Annotated in this window: 15 protein-coding genes; 6 read left to right on the plus strand and 9 right to left on the minus strand. The window is 67.0% G+C overall.

Going from position 1 to position 16,207, the window contains the following annotated elements; genetic code table 11:
• Positions 1–33 precede the first annotated feature (33 nt).
• The 4 genes from RM543_RS09715 (at position 34) to RM543_RS09730 (ending at position 3,965) form a co-directional block, all read left to right on the plus strand.
• A complete protein-coding gene (locus tag RM543_RS09715; RefSeq protein ID WP_311690998.1) occupies positions 34–1,107 on the plus strand; it encodes an extracellular solute-binding protein in 1,074 nt (357 codons plus the stop codon).
• A gap of 65 nt (positions 1,108–1,172) precedes the next feature.
• Entirely contained in the window at positions 1,173–2,246 is a 1,074-nt protein-coding gene (locus tag RM543_RS09720) for an ABC transporter ATP-binding protein (RefSeq protein ID WP_311691000.1), read from the plus strand.
• Positions 2,246–3,112 carry an ABC transporter permease gene (locus RM543_RS09725; RefSeq protein ID WP_311691002.1) on the plus strand — a complete coding sequence of 289 codons (867 nt, stop codon included), beginning with the start codon at positions 2,246–2,248 and terminating at the stop codon, positions 3,110–3,112. Before RM543_RS09720 ends, RM543_RS09725 begins: the two co-directional genes overlap by 1 nt.
• Before the next feature lie 4 nt (positions 3,113–3,116).
• Complete coding sequence (locus RM543_RS09730) at positions 3,117–3,965, plus strand: ABC transporter permease (RefSeq protein ID WP_311691004.1); 849 nt, start codon at positions 3,117–3,119, stop codon at positions 3,963–3,965.
• 7 nt (positions 3,966–3,972) lie between these two features.
• Here RM543_RS09730 and RM543_RS09735 read toward each other — a convergent pair whose 3' ends face one another.
• On the minus strand, positions 3,973–4,656 hold the full coding sequence (locus RM543_RS09735) for a FadR/GntR family transcriptional regulator (protein ID WP_311691006.1): 684 nt from the start codon (positions 4,654–4,656) through the stop codon (positions 3,973–3,975).
• A gap of 215 nt (positions 4,657–4,871) precedes the next feature.
• On the opposite strand from RM543_RS09735, the gene RM543_RS09740 reads away from it, so the two are divergent.
• Both RM543_RS09740 and RM543_RS09745 read left to right on the plus strand, forming a co-directional pair.
• On the plus strand, positions 4,872–6,020 hold the full coding sequence (locus tag RM543_RS09740; protein ID WP_311691008.1) for a mandelate racemase family protein: 1,149 nt from the start codon (positions 4,872–4,874) through the stop codon (positions 6,018–6,020).
• 68 nt (positions 6,021–6,088) lie between these two features.
• The gene (locus RM543_RS09745) at positions 6,089–7,675 is read left to right on the plus strand and encodes an ABC transporter substrate-binding protein (protein ID WP_311691010.1); all 1,587 of its coding nucleotides are present in this window, start codon (positions 6,089–6,091) and stop codon (positions 7,673–7,675) included.
• A 63-nt stretch (positions 7,676–7,738) separates the two neighbouring features.
• On the opposite strand, the gene RM543_RS09750 is transcribed toward RM543_RS09745, so the two are convergent.
• From RM543_RS09750 to RM543_RS09785, 8 genes are all read right to left on the minus strand, one after another.
• Positions 7,739–8,731, minus strand: a complete 993-nt coding sequence (locus RM543_RS09750) for an alpha/beta hydrolase family protein (RefSeq protein ID WP_311691012.1) — start codon at positions 8,729–8,731, stop codon at positions 7,739–7,741.
• On the minus strand, positions 8,724–9,470 hold the full coding sequence (locus tag RM543_RS09755; protein WP_311691014.1) for an ABC transporter ATP-binding protein: 747 nt from the start codon (positions 9,468–9,470) through the stop codon (positions 8,724–8,726). Before RM543_RS09755 ends, RM543_RS09750 begins: the two co-directional genes overlap by 8 nt.
• A complete protein-coding gene (locus RM543_RS09760; RefSeq protein ID WP_311691016.1) occupies positions 9,467–10,306 on the minus strand; it encodes an ABC transporter ATP-binding protein in 840 nt (279 codons plus the stop codon). The genes RM543_RS09755 and RM543_RS09760 overlap by 4 nt, the downstream gene beginning before the upstream one ends.
• Before the next feature lie 4 nt (positions 10,307–10,310).
• Complete coding sequence (locus RM543_RS09765) at positions 10,311–11,207, minus strand: ABC transporter permease (RefSeq protein WP_311691018.1); 897 nt, start codon at positions 11,205–11,207, stop codon at positions 10,311–10,313.
• A complete protein-coding gene (locus tag RM543_RS09770) occupies positions 11,207–12,232 on the minus strand; it encodes an ABC transporter permease (protein WP_311691020.1) in 1,026 nt (341 codons plus the stop codon). The genes RM543_RS09765 and RM543_RS09770 overlap by 1 nt, the downstream gene beginning before the upstream one ends.
• A 123-nt stretch (positions 12,233–12,355) precedes the next feature.
• Positions 12,356–13,609, minus strand: coding sequence for an O-antigen ligase domain-containing protein (locus RM543_RS09775; RefSeq protein WP_311691022.1), 1,254 nt, complete (start codon positions 13,607–13,609; stop codon positions 12,356–12,358).
• Entirely contained in the window at positions 13,606–15,135 is a 1,530-nt protein-coding gene (locus RM543_RS09780) for a GumC domain-containing protein (protein ID WP_311691024.1), read from the minus strand. The genes RM543_RS09775 and RM543_RS09780 overlap by 4 nt, the downstream gene beginning before the upstream one ends.
• A gap of 108 nt (positions 15,136–15,243) precedes the next feature.
• Positions 15,244–15,855 (minus strand): response regulator, encoded by a 612-nt coding sequence (locus tag RM543_RS09785; protein WP_311691026.1) that lies wholly within the window; start codon positions 15,853–15,855, stop codon positions 15,244–15,246.
• Positions 15,856–16,207: the final 352 nt, after the last annotated feature.

The raw sequence follows: 16,207 nt of genomic DNA on the forward strand, positions 1-16,207 counted from the left end.
TCAACGAACCATGCACAACGGGAGAGACATGACATGAACCGATCAATGCGCGCCATCCTGGCGGCCTCCGCCGCCGCGCTCCTGGCCGCGCCGGCCTCCGCGGAAACGCTCCGGCTTATGACCTGGGGCAGCTACGCGCCGGAGGAGGTCATCCAGCGCTTCGAGGAGGAATATCCCGACATCGACGTCGAGGTGACCTTTTCCAACAACGAGGAGATGATCGCCAAGCTCCGGGCCACGGGTGGCACGGGGTACGACCTCGCTCAACCGAGCCACGACCGCGTCTATGCAGCGCAGGTCGAGTACAACATCTACAAGCCGCTGGATCTGTCGAAGATCGACCGCGACGTGATGACGCCGAACCTGGTGGAAGGCGTCGAGGCCAACACGACGATAGATGGCGAGGTCTATTCCGTACCGCACCAGTGGGGGACCACGGGCCTCATGGTGAACAAGGCCGAGGCGCCGGACGCCTCGACCTGGGGGGCGCTCTGCGATCCGGCCTACGAGGGCCGCACCTCGATGCGCCTGCGCCGCACGATCCTGCTCGGCATGGCCTTCGACATGGGGATGAACCCGTTCGAGCTCTACGATGACACCGAGGCCTACGAGGACATGCTCGAGCAGGTCACCGAGAAACTCATCGACTGCAAGAGCGTCATCAAGGCCTACTGGAACGGCGGGGACGACCTCTCGGCGCTGATCCTCTCGGGCGAAGTGGTCCTGTCGGAATCGTGGGATTCGACGGCATTCAAGATCTACTCGGAGAACGAGGACATCGTCTTCGTCCCGCCGGAAACCGGTGCGCTGGCCTGGATCGACACGTTCACCATCCCGCGGGGCGGGCAGGCTGACGATGCGGCCTACAAGTGGATCAATTTCGTCCTGCGGCCGGAGATCGTCGAGCTGATGTCCGCCTCGACCGGCGCCATCGCGGCGGTGCCGAACGGGATCGAGCTTCTGCCCGAGGACAAACGCGCGGCGGTCGAGGTGGCCTTCGACCAGTCGGACATCGACAACCTCAAGTTCTTCGCGAACATCCCGCCGGGGATCGAGGATCTTGAGGGCATCGCGCTCGAGCGGATCAAGGCCGCGTCGAGCGACTGACGCGATCTGAGTTCGGCCCGGGGCGTGCGCGTCCCGGGCCGGTTCCACGACCGGAAAGGCCTTCCATGTACGATCTCAGCTGCGCCGACGTCACCAAGCGCTTCGGCAACTTCACGGCCGTGTCCGGCGTGACCCTCGATATTCCTTCCGGCTCGTTTTTCTCGATTCTCGGACCGTCGGGATGCGGCAAGACAACTCTGATGCGGATGATCGCGGGTTTCGAGAGCCCGACCTCCGGAGACATCAGGATCAAGGGCGAGAGCGTGATCGGTCAGCCGCCCAACAGGCGCAACGTGAAGATGGTGTTCCAGCACCTTGCCCTGTTTCCGATGATGAATGTCGGCGAGAACATCGCATACGGCCTGCGCTGCAGGGGCGATGCGCGCTCCGGGATCGGCGGCAAGGTGGCCCGCGTCCTCGACCGCGTCGGCCTTCCGGGCGTCGAGGACAAGCGGATCGAACAGCTCTCCGGTGGTCAAAAGCAGCGGATCGCCATCGCGCGCTGCATGGTTTTGGAGCCGGACGTGCTCCTGCTCGACGAGCCGCTCGGCGCGCTCGACCTGAAGCTCAGGGAGCACATGAAGATCGAGCTGAAGCAGCTTCAGCACCAGTTCGAGACCACATTCCTCTACATCACCCACGACCAGTCCGAGGCGCTGGTGATGTCCGACAACGTCGCGGTGATGAATGCCGGCCGGTTCGAGCAGGTCGGCAGCCCGCGGGAGCTCTACGACGACCCGCGATCGGGCTTCGTCGCCGGCTTCGTGGGAGACGCGACCCGGCTTGCGGGCCGGATCGAGGAGGTCAGGGGACAGGAGGCGCGCATCGCGCTCGAGGAGGAGGGCGGAACGGTGCTCGGCCGGCTCTGCGATGACAGCCGCGTCGGTGACGCCGTCGAGATCTTCCTTCGCCCCGAGGCAATGACGCTGGAGGACCGGGGGTATGCGTCGTCGCTCGGTGGAACGGTGGACAGCCTTCTCTTCAACGGCGCCAATTCCCGCATCCTGGTGCGCACAGGCAGCGGCCACCTGATCGAGATCGCCGACCGCGCCCAGCGCCAATCGCTCAGCGAGGGGGACGCCGTCACCATCTCGTGGCAGCCGGACCGGGCGCGCGTCTTCGCCGGGAGGGAGGTCTGATGGGCCGCGACGCGGGCCGGCTTTCGCTGATCCTCCTCTTCGCGCCCTTCGCGCTCTGGATCGGGCTTCTGATCGTCCTGCCGCAGCTCGGCATCGGGTACGTCTCCCTGCGGGAGAAGGTGGGGATCGCCGAGTACGAGATCGGCCTTGGCAACTATGCCGACTTCTTCGGCGAGCCGATCTACCGCAACACGCTCCTGCGCACGGCCTGGATGTCCATACTCGTCACGATCCTCGCGCTGATCCTCGGCTTCCCGGTGGCCTACTACATCGCCAAGATCGCGAAGGAGCGCAGCCGTGCGGCGCTGTTCCTGATGTGCCTGATCCCGCTCTGGGTCAGCGACCTCGTGCGCGCCTATGGCTGGATCGTGCTTCTGCGGGAAACCGGTCTCGTCTCTTCGGCGCTGGTCAGCCTGGGGCTGATCGCCGAGCCGGTGGAGATGCTCTACAACGACGTCACGGTGATCATCGGCCTCGTCTATACCGTGATCCTGTTCATGATCGTGCCGCTCGTCTCAACCCTTCAGGGCATGGACGACGCGCTGCTCGAAGCCGGCTACAACCTCGGCGGCTCCCGCCTTACCGTCTTTCGCCGGATCATCGTGCCCTATGCCATGCCGGGGATCGTCGCGGGCTGCATCATCACCTTCATGCTCACCGCCGGCAGCTACCTCACGCCGATCCTCCTCGGCGGCAAGAATTCGAGTTGGTTCACCGAGCAGATCTACAGCCAGTTCATCACGCGCTACAACTGGGAGGCGGGGGCGACCTTCGGGGTCCTTCTGCTCGTCTTCACGTCCCTCGTGGTCTGGTTCGGGCTCAAGCTGACCGGGCAGAGTCTCGCGACTACCGTGGCGAAGGAGTAGGCCGATGCAATCGCCCCGTCATCTGCTGTGGATCTACCGCGCGTACGTCCTGATCTTCTTTCTCTACCTCGTGGCGCCTCTCCTTGCCGCCGGCGCCTTCGCCTTCAACGACTCGCTCTTTCCGTCGCTCCCCTGGCAGGGCTTCACCTGGGACTGGTTCGTCTCGCCCTCGGAGCCGAAGCTCGGCCTCCTGCACGATGACCGGCTCCTCAGGGGCATGAAGAACTCGCTCTATATCGGCCTCATCGTGGCGTCGCTCTCCGTGCTGATGGGCACCTGCAACGCCTTCCTGTTCGAGCGGCGCTCCTTCCGGTTCAAGCCGCTTCTCTACGTGCTGATGGTGGTGCCGCTGGTCATTCCGGGCGTGATCCTCGGCATTTCCATCCTCGTCTTCGCCTCGATGGTGGCGAATTTCGCCGATCGCTCGCTCGGCCTGTTCCTGACCTGGCTCAGGCCCGGCATCCCGCTCGTGGTGCTGGGGCAGGTGTCCTTCCTGACCACCATCACCTCCCTCGTCATCGCGGCGCGACTGCAGAAATTCGACATCTCGCTCGAGGAAGCGGCGTTGAATCTCGGGGCGAGCCGGGTGCGGGTGCTGGCAACGGTGACGATGCCCTACCTCTTTCCCGCGCTCTTCTCCGCCTTCGTGGTGGCGTTCCTCGTCTCCTTCGAGAACTTCAACACAACGCTCATGCTGGTCGGCTCCGATGCGCCACTGACGATCACCATGTACGACAGGATGGTGAAGGTCGGCTCGACGCCGGTGTTGAACGCGGTGTCCGTCGTGTTGATGCTGGGCTCGGGGCTCCTCGCGCTGATCTCGGTCCTCGCACAGCGCCCGCGCAAAGCCTGATCCGGGATCAGGACGCGCCGCCGCGCCACAAATTGCGGTAGCGCTCCAGACTGCCTTCGAGATGCGCCTCCATCCGGGCTTCGGCGGCGTCCCTGTCGCCGTCGATGATGGCGTTCGCGATGGCGGCGTGTTCGGTCACGAGGTCCGGGTTCGGGGTGTAGGGGCGGGGCGGGCCGCCGCCCGACCTCAGTTCCACCCGCGGGATGATGCCGGGGCGTATGAGAGCCAGGAATTCGGGGAACCGCCGATTGTTCGACGCGAGCGCAATGGCTTCGTGGAAGGCGAAATCCGCCTCGCGCGGCGATACCCCGTCCTCGATGGCGCGGGCGACCGCCTCGTGGGTCCGCTCGATCGCGTCGATCTGGTCCGCCGAGCGCCGGATCGCCGCCAGCCCCGCGGCGCGGATCTCGAAGGCGGAGCGCAGCTCGAAGAGCTCGATCACGCTCGACAGCCGCTCGGTATCGATATCCTCGAACGGCTTCGCGGCGCGCCCCGGCCCGGTCGCGTAGACGCCGGAGCCCTTGCGCGCCTCCACCAGCCCGTCGACCCTGAGAAGCGCCAACGCCTCCCGAACCACGGTGCGGCTGACCGAATGAGCCTCCGTCAGCTCCCGCTCGCTCGGCAGACGATCCCCGGCCTTGTAGCGGCCGGCCTCGATCTGCGCGCGCAGGCTCTCCGCGATCTGGGTCACGCGCGTTCGCGGCGGGTCCGGGGGCGTCTGGGCATCCATGATGGCGTCGTAGGTCCTGTTCTGTATGACAGGTTGAGACTACCGGTTCGGTAACGCCTTGCCAAGATTGCGCCGGGTCAGAAGAGAAATGCATTGACGGGGCGGCCCGCTGCTGTCTAACCTGTATTACAGATAACAGGTATTGTTATACAGACGCGAGGCGGAGGCGAGAAACGTTGATCATCAAGGACGTCACGACAACGGTGTTCCGGCACATGACCCGGCGCCATTCGGACAGCGCCGGCCATGCGCATCCGGGGCCGGAGCATCCCGTCGAGGTCGCGCTCCTGACGATCCGCACCGAGGACGGGGACGAGGGATATTCCTTCTGCCCGCCCGAGATCGTCCGGCCGCATGTCCTCGACAAGTTCGTGCGCAAGGTCCTGATCGGACAGGATCACCGGGATCGCGAACGCCTCTGGCACGATCTGGCTCACTGGCAGCGGGGCTCCGCGGCGCAGCTTACGGACCGCACGCTCGCCGTCGTCGATTGCGCGCTCTGGGATCTGGCCGGCCGCGCTCTGAACCAGCCCGTGCACAAGCTCATCGGCAGCTACCGCACCCGCATCCCGGCCTATGGCTCCATCATGTGCGGAGACGAGATCGAGGGAGGTCTGGCGACGCCTGAGGATTACGGGCGCTTCGCCGAGACCCTCGTCGCACGCGGCTACAAGGGCATCAAGCTGCATACTTGGATGCCGCCGGTCTCGTGGGCGCCTGATGTGAAGATGGACCTCAAGGCCTGCGCCGCGGTGCGCGAGGCCGTCGGGCCGGACGTCGCGCTGATGCTCGACGCCTTCCACTGGTACAGCCGCACCGACGCGCTGGCGCTTGGCCGTGGCCTCCACGAGCTCGGCTTCGCCTGGATCGAGGAGCCGCTCGACGAGCAGTCCCTGTCATCATACAAGTGGCTGACCGACAATCTCGACATCCCCGTGATCGGGCCGGAAAGCGCCGCCGGCAAGCATTGGCATCGCGCCGAATGGATCCGGCAGGGCGCCTGCGACATCCTCAGGACCGGCGTCAACGACGTGGGCGGGATCACCCCGGCGCTCAAGACCATGCACCTCGCCGAGTCCTTCGGGATGGAATGCGAGATCCACGGCAACACCGCCATGAACCTGCACGTCGCCGCCGCCTCCAAGAATGCCAGGTGGTACGAGCGTGGCCTGCTGCACCCGTTCCTCGAATACGATGACGGGTTCGACTACCTCAAGACGCTCTCCGATCCGATGGACGAGGACGGCTACATCCACGTCCCTGACCGACCCGGTCTCGGCGAGGATATCGACTTCGATCATATCGAGAACAACCGCGTCGCCTGACGACAGGACGGCGCCAAGGCCCCGGCAAGACGGGCCGCAACCTTTGATGTCACGTCCAGGGAGGACCCATGAAACATCTCTTCGCCTCGGCCGCGATGGCCGCTCTCGCCGTCGGCGCCGCGCCCGCGCCGGCCGACACGCCGGACGACCAGCTCGTCGCCGCGTTCACGATGAACAACATCCTGACCATGGACCCCGCCGCGATCACCGGCGGCGAAGCCGTGCAGGTTCTGAACAACGTCTACGACGCCCTCGTGCAGTTCGACCCCGAGACCTACGAGCTCCAGCCCCGCATCGCCGAAAGCTGGGAGTACTCGGACGACAACATGTCCGTCACGCTGACGCTCCGCGACGACGTGACCTTCGCCTCCGGCAATCCGCTGACCGCACGGGACGTGAAGTACAGCCTCGACCGGGTCATGAAGCTCGGCCTCGCGCAATCCTCCGGCCTCAGTTCCCGCGGCTTCACCGCCGAGGGCGTGGACGAGCATTTCGTCGTGGAGGACGATCATACCTTCACCATCAACCTGCCGCAGCCGGACGACCCGCAGCTCATCCTGATGTACCTCACGCAGGCCGGCATCGGCTCCATCGTCGACAGTCAGCTCGTCGAAGAAAACGCCGTGGACGGCGACATGGGGCAGGCATGGCTGACGAACAACTCCGCCGGCTCGGGCGCCTTCGTTCTCGGTGACTGGCGCTCCAACGAATACGTCATCCTGACCCGGAACGAGGAATTCTGGGACGGCGTGCCCGAGATGCGGCGCATCCTGATGCGGCACCTCCCCGAGAGCCAGAGCCAGCGTCTGGGCCTCGAGCAGGGCGATATCGACGTCGGCTTCACCCTGGCCGCGGCGGACCTGAGCGCGCTCGAGGAGAACGAGGAGATTGCGGTCGAGACGGTGCCCTCCGCCGGCTTCTACTACCTCGCCGTGTCGATGGAGGATGAGCGCTATGCCGATCCCAAGGTGCGCGAGGCGCTGCGGTACCTGATCGATTACGAGGGCATCAACTCCGCCATCATGCCCTATTTCGGCGTGGAGCGGCAGCGCCCGATCAACAGCAATGCCTTCGGCGCGCTGGACGATCCGGGCTACACCCTCGACGTGGACCGCGCGAAGGAGCTTCTGGCCGAGGCAGGCTACGAGGACGGCTTCGAGACCACGATCCGCGTCATTTCGGAGCAGCAGTTCCTCGACAGCGCCACGGCGATCCAGAACACGCTGGCGCAGGCCGGCATCTCGGCGGAGATCATCACCGGCGACGGCGGCCAGATCTACGGCGCGATGCGGGACCGCGAGTTCGAGCTTCTCGTCGGCCGGGGCGGCGGCGGCCAGGAGCCTCACCCGGACTCGAACCTCCGCGCGGTGATCTACAATCCCGACAACTCGCAGGAGGCGGGGCTGACCAACTACCAGGGTTGGCGCACGTCCTACCAGGACGAGGAGCTGAACGAGCTGATCGAGACGGCCCTGACCGAGGGCGACCGGGAGCGGCAGATCGAGCTCTACGGGGAGATCCAGGAGCTGATCGATACCAAGGTCCCCTCGATCCAGCCGTTCTCGGAACGCGTCGTGACGGCGGCGTACCAGGACGAGGTCACAGGCCTCATCATCAACCCGTGGATCACGCGGTTCGAGGATGTGACCAAGTAACGCTGACGACTCCTCCTCAGACGAGTCGGCGTCAGGGGCGCGGCCTTCGGGTCGCGCCCTCTTTCATGTGCGGGGCCCGGCAAGATGCGCCGCGAGGAACGACGCAGCCGCCTCCAGCACGTCCGGCGGGCAGGTATGGCCGTGCGGGTGAAAGGCGGTGTCGGGGGCGGGGCCACCGGCGGCTTGGGCGATCCGGGCGACATGGGACCAGGCACGGCGCACGCTGTCCTGCGGCATGTGCCGATCGCCGCGGCCGGAACGGAAGAACAGCGGCTTGCCGGCGGCCAGACCGGCGAGGTCGGGGTAGTCCGCCCGATGGGACAGGCCGGGATGGAGGAAATGGAAGGCCGAGTGCCCCGAGCGCAGCGGCATCCCGGGGGCCATCAGGTCCGCCCGGCAGGCAAGCCAGCTTGCGGAGGCGACAGCCTCGATCCGCGGGGAGAGGGCGCCGGCCACCCAGGCCGCATGGCCCCCCATGGAGAAACCGAACGCCCCGATGCGCCCGATCCGCGGATCCTCCGTAAGCCAGTCGGCGAGCGCGACATGCTCCGATGCCGCGAGGCCCGCAAGGCTCCAGCCAAGGCCCATGGCGGCGGCCGCGAAGGCCTGCTGGCCGTCGTATCCGCCGGCTTGCCGCGATCCGAAACAGGGCGCGTCGCAACTCAGCGTGGCAAGGCCCGCCGCCTGCATCGCCAGCGCCGCGGAGTGCCCGCCATAGAGCGCGTCCCGGGTCTCTTTCGAGGCCGGGAGGTCGTGAAGCTTCTCCCATCCGATGTCGAACCGGCCGCCATGCTCGTGAAAGAGGATCACCGCCGGGTGGGGCCCGGGGCCGGGGGGGCAGGTCAGCAGCCCCCGCGTCACGGCGCCGGTGGCATGGGTCAGCCGAAGCGTGTCGCCGTTCCGTGCGGCTCCGGTGATCCCGGTGGGAGGCAGGGTGCTCTGCCAGGCGCCGAGGAGCCGTGTCCACCACGCTCCGAAGGATTCGTCCTGCCAACCCAGATCGAGGTCTGGGTCCGCGCGGCGCGCGCTCAGGAACGGGGGCAGGGCGTCAGGCAATCCGTTCGTATTCGAGGCTCGCGGCGATCAGCTCGCGCGCGTAGGGGGCACTCGCCCCATTGCCCGCGATCGCCTGGTGGTCGAGGATCTCCACGATCCGTCCCGCCTGCATCACGGCGAACCGGTCGCACATGTGATCCACCACGGCGAGATCGTGGCTCACCATGACATAGGTGAACCCCTTCTCCTCCTTCAGCTTTGCCAGAAGGTTCAGGATCTCCGCCTGCACCGACACGTCGAGGGCCGAGGTCGGCTCGTCGAGAAGCAGCAGGTCAGGTTCCACGATCAACGCCCGTGCGATGGCCACACGCTGGCGCTGTCCCCCCGAGAGCTGGTGCGGGTAGCGGTCGAGGAAATCCACCGGCAGGCCGACATCGATCATCGCCTGCGCCATGCGCGCATCCCGGTCGCCCACGCCCTGTATCTTGAGGGGTTCGGACAGGACCGTCCGGATCGCGTGGCGCGGATGGAGCGAGCCATAAGGGTCCTGGAACACCATCTGAAGCGTGCGGCAGCGCGTCGACGGGCTCATGGTGCGGACGTCGGCATCGCCGATGCCCACCTGACCGGTCCAGTTGGACCACAGCATCGAGGCGCAGCGCAGGACGGTGGACTTGCCGGACCCGGATTCCCCGACGAGGCCGAAGCACTCGCCGGGACGGACGTCGAAGCTGATCTCGTGCAGCACCTGCAGTGCGCCGAAGCTGACGGACAGATCGCTGACGCTCAGGGATTTCATCTGGCGGTCTCCTCGGCCCAGGCGGGATCACGGGTCATCACGGGAAGCGGCCCCCGGTCCCCGGCAATGCGCGGCTGCGCGGCCAGAAGCGCGCGGGTGTAGGGGTGTTCCGCGCGGTCGAGGTCGCGGGCCGCGAGCGTCTCGACGACACGGCCGGCATACATGATCAGGACCCGGTCGCAGAAGTTCCGCACCAGGCTGAGGTCGTGACTGATCATCACGAGGCCGATGCCCTTCTCGCGCACCAGGCCGTCCAGGATGCGCAGCACCTGGAGACGGACGGTGACGTCGAGCGCGGATGTCGGTTCGTCGGCAATGACGAGATCGGGGTCCGTCAGGAGCATCATCGCGATCATGATCCGCTGACCCATCCCGCCGGAGACCTCGTGCGGGTAGAGATCGTAGACCCGCTCCGGCTCCCGGATCTGCACGGCGGCGAGCATCTCGACGGCTTTCGCGCGCGCCTCGCCGCGGCTGGTGCTGAAATGGGTGCGGTAGGCTTCGGAGATCTGGTCTCCGCACCTCCGGATCGGGTTCAGCGAGAACTTCGGATCCTGCAGGATCATCGACATGCGTCGCCCGCGGAGGGACAGCATCCGGCGTTCGGTGGCCGCGAGCAGATCCACATCCTCGAACCGCATCCTGTCCGCCGTGATCCGGGCAGTCGGCAGCAGCTTCATCAGGGCGCGGCCGAGGGTGGACTTCCCCGAGCCGGATTCGCCCACGATCCCGAGGCGCTCCCGGCCGAGGGTGAAGGAAACGCCGCGGACCGCCGGCGTGGTCGAGCCGCCGTAGAGGACGGAGAGATTGCTGATATCGAGGACGGGGTCGCTCATCGGGTCACCTCCGGTGCATCTGCTTGGGATCGAGCGCGTCGCGCAGGCCGTCGCCGAGCAGGTTGAACGCGAGGCTGACGGCGAGGATGGCGACGCCCGGGAAGGTGACGAGCCACCACGAGTCGATCATGTAGCGCCGGCCGGTGGCGATCATCGCGCCCCATTCGGGCAGCGGCGGCTGCGCGCCGAGACCGAGGAAGCCGAGGCCGGCGGCGGTGAGGATCACGGTCGCCATGTTCAGGGTCAGCCGGATCACGACCGAAGGCAGGCACATCGGCACGATCGACTTCCAGATGATCCGGGCCGGGGAGGCGCCCTGAAGCCTTGCGGCGGAGATGAAGTCCGCCTTGCGGAACGTCAGCGTCTCCGCGCGCGCCAGTCGCGCGATGGGCGGCCAGGCGGTCAGCGATATGGCGATGATGGCGTTGTTGAGGCTGGGCCCGAGCGCCGCGACGAAGGCAAGCGACAGGATCAGGGAGGGGAAGGACAGGAAGATATCCGTCAGGCGCATCAGGATCGTGTCGGTCTTGCCGCCGAAATAGCCCGCCACAGTGCCGACGAGGAGGCCTATCGGGCCGACCGTGATCGTCACGAGGGAAATGATGACGAGTGTGATGCGCGAGCCGTGCAGAAGGCGGCTGTAGATGTCCCGCCCGAGCTCGTCCGTGCCGAAGAAATGCGCGGCCGAGGGGGGCAGGAGCGTGCCCGTCAGGTCCTGTACGTAGGGGTCGTGCGTCGCGAGGAGGGGGGCCAGGATCGCGGAGCCGACGAGCAGGGCGAGGACGACGAGGCCGAAGGCCGAGGTCGGCTGCTTCAGCAAGAAGCGCAGGATGTTTCCGGTGACCACCAGCCCTTGCGGGGCGGTCCGGCGGGGCGGGCTCTGGGGAAGGGTATCTGACATCACGAGCGGGTCCTGGGATCGAATACGCGGTAGAGAATGTCCGAGATCACGTTCAGCCCGATGAAGATGAGGCCGACCACGAGCACGCAGGTCATCACCGCGTTCATGTCCCCGATCAGGAGGTTCGCGGTCAGGTAGGAGCCGAAGCCCGGCCAGGCGAAGACCGTCTCTATGAGCACGGCGCCTTCGAGCAGCGCGCCATAGGCCAGCGCGACGATGGTGACGAGCTGGACCCGGATGTTGCCGAAGGCGTGGCGCCAGATCGTCTGCCGGTTCGACAGGCCTTTGACGCGGGCCGTGGTGATGTATTCCTGGTTGATCTGGTCGAGCATGAAGCTGCGGGTCATGCGCGTGATGTAGGCCGAGGAGGAATAGCCGAGGAGCGTGGCGGGCAGCAGGATATGGTTGATCGCGCTGCGGAACACGCCCCATTCGCCGGCCAGCGCGCTGTCTATCAGCAGGAAGTTCGTCCGCTCGGGCACGAGGCCGATATAGAACTGGTCCATCCGTCCGGAGCCGCCCACCCAGCCGAGCCAGGCATAGAAGACCAGAAGTCCGATCATGCCGGTCCAGAAGATCGGCATCGAGTGGCCCATGAGGCTGAAGACGCGGATCAGGTGGTCCTGCCAGCGATCCTTGTGGACCGCCGCCAGCACGCCGAGCGGAATGCCGACGACGGCGCCGAAGAGGATTGCGAAGGTGGCCAGTTCGATCGTCGCGGGCAAGACCCTCAGGATATCCGTCAGCACCGGCTGACCAGTGCGGATGGAGGTGCCGAAATCGAGCGTGGCGACGTCCCTCACGTAGAAGATAAACTGCTCCCAGACCGGACGGTCGAGCCCGAGCTGGCGGTAGACCGTCTCGTAGACCTGGCGCGTCGCGTCTTCGCCCACGATGGCGCGCACCGGGTCGGACGGCATGATGCGGCCGATCACGAAGGTCAGGATCAGAAGTCCGAACAGCGTGACGAAAATCGACCCGCCCTGGCCCAGAAGCGCGGTCGCGCGTCTGCGATCTAGTATCACGTAGATGTCCTCCCTCACGTCAACGCAGCGGCAGTGCGCTGTATGACATGTGGTAGAACCTGTATTACAGGATCGGTCCTGTCAAGCCTTCCCGGGGGCGTCGGGCGCGGTTTCGTCCCCGCCTCATCGGTGACGGGCGGCATGCGAGCCGAGAACCAGAAGGCCCGGCCAGAGCATGTAGGCCTCGATCTCGAGGTTCTCCCCGAAGGACAGCAGGATGATCGTCATGACGATGCTGAGCGGCAGGCGCCCCTCGGGGGAGCGGGCGGCATCGACGAGCGCGAGACAGGTTTGCCATGCGAGTGGCACGAGAAGGGCGAGTAGACCGACCATCCCCTTCACGAAGAGCAGGCCCCACCACGTGTGGTGGCTGCCGATGGGCATGTATTCCACGATATGGGCGCCCGGATGCACGGTGCCGTGGCCGAACCAGTAGGCCTCGTTCTCCCACCGCTCGCCGGCGATGCGCTGGAGCGTGGCGCGCACGCGGGTGCTGTCGGCGCGCGCCCCCTTGAACGCGGCGACCCCGTCCATCGCCGCCTGCGCCAGCATCGCCCCGGTCATCGCGAGGGAGGCGGTGAGCGCGGCCAGCGCACCCCACGCCCAGCCCTTGAGGACGAGCGGCATCAGTCGCGGCCCGGCGGTGCAGGCGACGAGGCCGACAAGGCCCATCCGGGACTTGGTGAGCAGGATCATCACCACGCCCGCCGTCACGCCGATCGCGCGCCATCTGATGTTTCGCTCCTCCAGTGCGAAGCAGACCTGGAGCACGCCGAGAAGGGCCGCGAAGGGGGACCAGGGGGCGTAGAACTGCCATCGCGGCGTCCAGCTCGATGGATCCCATGTGAAGAAGTAGACTGAGAAGTATTCCGGCCCCGGCCCGCCGATCGCCTTGAGCGGAGAGGTGAAGATGCGCTCCGGCAGGCCGATATAGGGCGCGGCGAACAGGATCGGCGTGAGGATCAGCGTCCAGAGCCCGAGGCGGCACTGCGCCCGGACGAGAACCTCCCGCCGGATGGGCAGGATCGCCCCCGCCAGCGGGAAAAGTGCGAGCAGCGCCCAGCCCTTGGCCCAGCCGATGGAGGACTTGATGGTCTTCTTCAGGCCGAGCCCCCAGTCGATGTGCCCGATCCAGAGCGCGACCAGCATCACCGCCATGCCGAGGATCCACGCCCAGACGAGGGGCGGGATCCCTCCCGTCGCCCTCAGGTCCCGCCGGATCGCCGGGCCGAGATAGAGCGACAGCACCGCGAGACCCCCGAGCAGCCAGGCGAGGACCGGCCCCACGACGTAGAGCGCGCCAAAGGCGTAGAAGAGCCAGGTGGCACAGATGGCGCGGTAGACCATCGCCTCGGCGGGGTTGGCCGGGGCGATCATTCCGCCGGCACCGCGTGGGGCGCGGGGGGAGCCGCCGTTTCGCTCGGAGGGGTGCCGGCCGCGGTTTCGGGCTTGTCCGCGAGAAGCCTGCCGATCAGCGGCCGGCGGATCCAGCCGAGAAGAAGACCCATCAGGAGGAACAGGGTCGCGGCGACGCCCGCGGCCAGCGCCAGCTTGTCCTTCGGGGAGGAGGGCACCTCCGGCAGGGACGGGTTCTCCAGGACCTGCACGAGCGGGTAGGAGGCGTAGAGGTCGGTCTTCGAGGTCTGGGTCCGTGCCATGGCCGAAGCGAAGACGGCCCCCGCGACGGTGAAGTCGCGCTGAAGATCCTCGAGACGTGCGGCCGCCTCGATCAGGTCCATCTTGCGCGCCTCGGAGGCCTCCAGGCGCTCGGTCTGCGTCGCGAGTTCCGCCTCGAGACCGGCACGCTCCGCCTCACGGGTGACGAGCCGGCTGAGAAGATCGGCGCGGCTGCCGACATGGCTGAGGTCGAGGCGGTCGATCTGGTCATCCGGAAGGCCGGTCAGGAGGCGGGCGCGGGCCCGCGCGCCTTCCGCCGCTGCCGCGCGGGCGCTCGTCGCGGCGCGGATCGTGGGATGATTGGCGCCGAGCTGTCCGCCTGCCTCCGCGAGCGCCGCGGCATGGTCCGCCATCTCGGCGGTCAGCGCGACGAACTCGGTATCGGCGTGGAGCCGGAGCGCGGCAGCGGCGAGGCTCGCATCGACGCCGAGCGAGGCCTCGAGGGTGCGGACGGCCTCCGCGGCTTCGTCCCGCCGTGCCCGAAGATCCCGGATCGTTCCGCCAAGAGCGTCCGCATCGGCAACGAGCGCGTCGTATTGCGTCGCGGAGATGAGGCCGGTTTCCTTCTGCAGCTCGGAGATTTCCGCCCGCGTGCTCAGAACCGACTGGCGGTATTCCTCGATGGCGGCGCTGCCGCTGGTCTCACGCTGGGTCAGCTCGTCCGTCCGCAGCGTCTCCACCTCGCGGAAGAACGCCTGAAGCAGCGCGTCGCCCCGCGCCTGCGAGTCTTCGGGCGACGCGCCGGTGACTGAGACATGGATCAGACTGGTCTGGTCGACGAGATCGACGCGCGGGCTGCCGAAGTCCTGAACGGAGAGGCCCAGGCTGTCGGCGGCGCTGCGGCGGATGCGGTCCGCGGCGATCAGGCGCTTGTAGGTCTCGGTCGGGCTGACCGAATTGCTGGCGAACGGGGAGCTCGCGAAGGACGAGGCCTGCCCGATGCTGTCGAGATTGACCGAAGCCGACGCGCCCGAGCCGGGCAGGATCAGCGACAGCGAGGAGGTGTAACGAACGGGCGCCGTCTTCAGGTAGCTCGCGATGGGCGTCCAGATGCAGACCGCGCCCAGCGCGAAGACGCCGGCATAGCGGGGCAGGCGGCCGAGATCGGAAACCCGGCCTCCCTTCAGCAGGCGTACCGGCGAGAGTTGACGGATCGGCGTCCGCACGAGCGCCGGAACGGGCGGCACGGCGGATCGGATGGATGAGCGAAAGATGGTGCGTGTCATGGGCGAGATCTCCTCGCCGCCACACTATCGCCCCCCGTTGCTGCCTGCGCGTGCCGGTGGGGATAGCCCCGTGTCCCGGCCGGATCGGCCCCTATCCGGAGGGATAGCTCAGAAGAGGCCGGCATCCTTGGCGATCATCGCCGCCTGGGTCCGGTTCGACGCGCCGATCTTGCGGTAGAGCGTCTTCATGTGGAGCTTCACGGTCGGCTCGCGGATGTCGAGATCGCGGGCAATCTCCTTGTTGGACTTGCCCTTCGTCAGCCCTTCGAGGACCTGGATCTCGCGCTGGGACAGCTTCTCCGTTAGGGGATGGGCCGGGCCTTCGTCGCCGCCGCGCAGGAAGTCGAGCGGGGCGTATTGCTCCCCCATCGCCATGAAGCGCACGGCATTGACGAGGGACCGGGCGGAGAGGGTCTTGGGCAGAAAGCCCGCCGCGCCGGAGGCCAGCGCCTGCTCGGCGATCTCCGGGCTCGCGGTGCCGGAAATGATCGCGACGCGCGGCGCATCCGGACGGGCGAGGATCTCGTCCAGAGAGGCGATCCCGTCCATCCCCGGCATGGAATAATCAAGGAGGACGAGGTCGTACGGGGTCTCGGCCATGCGCGCCTCGGCGCTGGCCCGGTCCGCGGCGGTTTCGACCTCGAAGCCGGCCTCGCCCTCGAAGTAGAGCACGAGCATGTCCCGCAGGAGCTCGTGGTCGTCCGCTATGAGAATGCGCATGTCGCTCCCTCTGCCGGGGCGGCGTTCTTGGGAGGAGACGCCGGCAGGACGGGCGGAGGTGAGCGCGTCTTGGGTCATGGCGAGGTCTCCCGATCGGTCTTCTACCTATCCGCGTGCGAGTATGAACGCGATGCACGTACAAAGCACGAAAAAGATGACGAAAACAGGGCGAAGGGGGCGAGTCCTTCTATCCGGTTGGATAGGGGTGCGCCCCGATGCGAAGGGTCCGCGCCCGAAGGAGGGGCCCGCCGTCCTAAGGGAATGGACGGCGGGGCATCCGCGCGTCAGGCCTCTCCCTTCGCCGCGTTGCCGGACGGGGGGCGGTCACGCAGCATCGGGGGGTCAACAGCCC

It is taken from the genome of Tropicimonas omnivorans (assembly GCF_031846565.1).
Taxonomy (GTDB): Bacteria; Pseudomonadota; Alphaproteobacteria; order Rhodobacterales; family Rhodobacteraceae; genus Tropicimonas_B; species Tropicimonas_B omnivorans.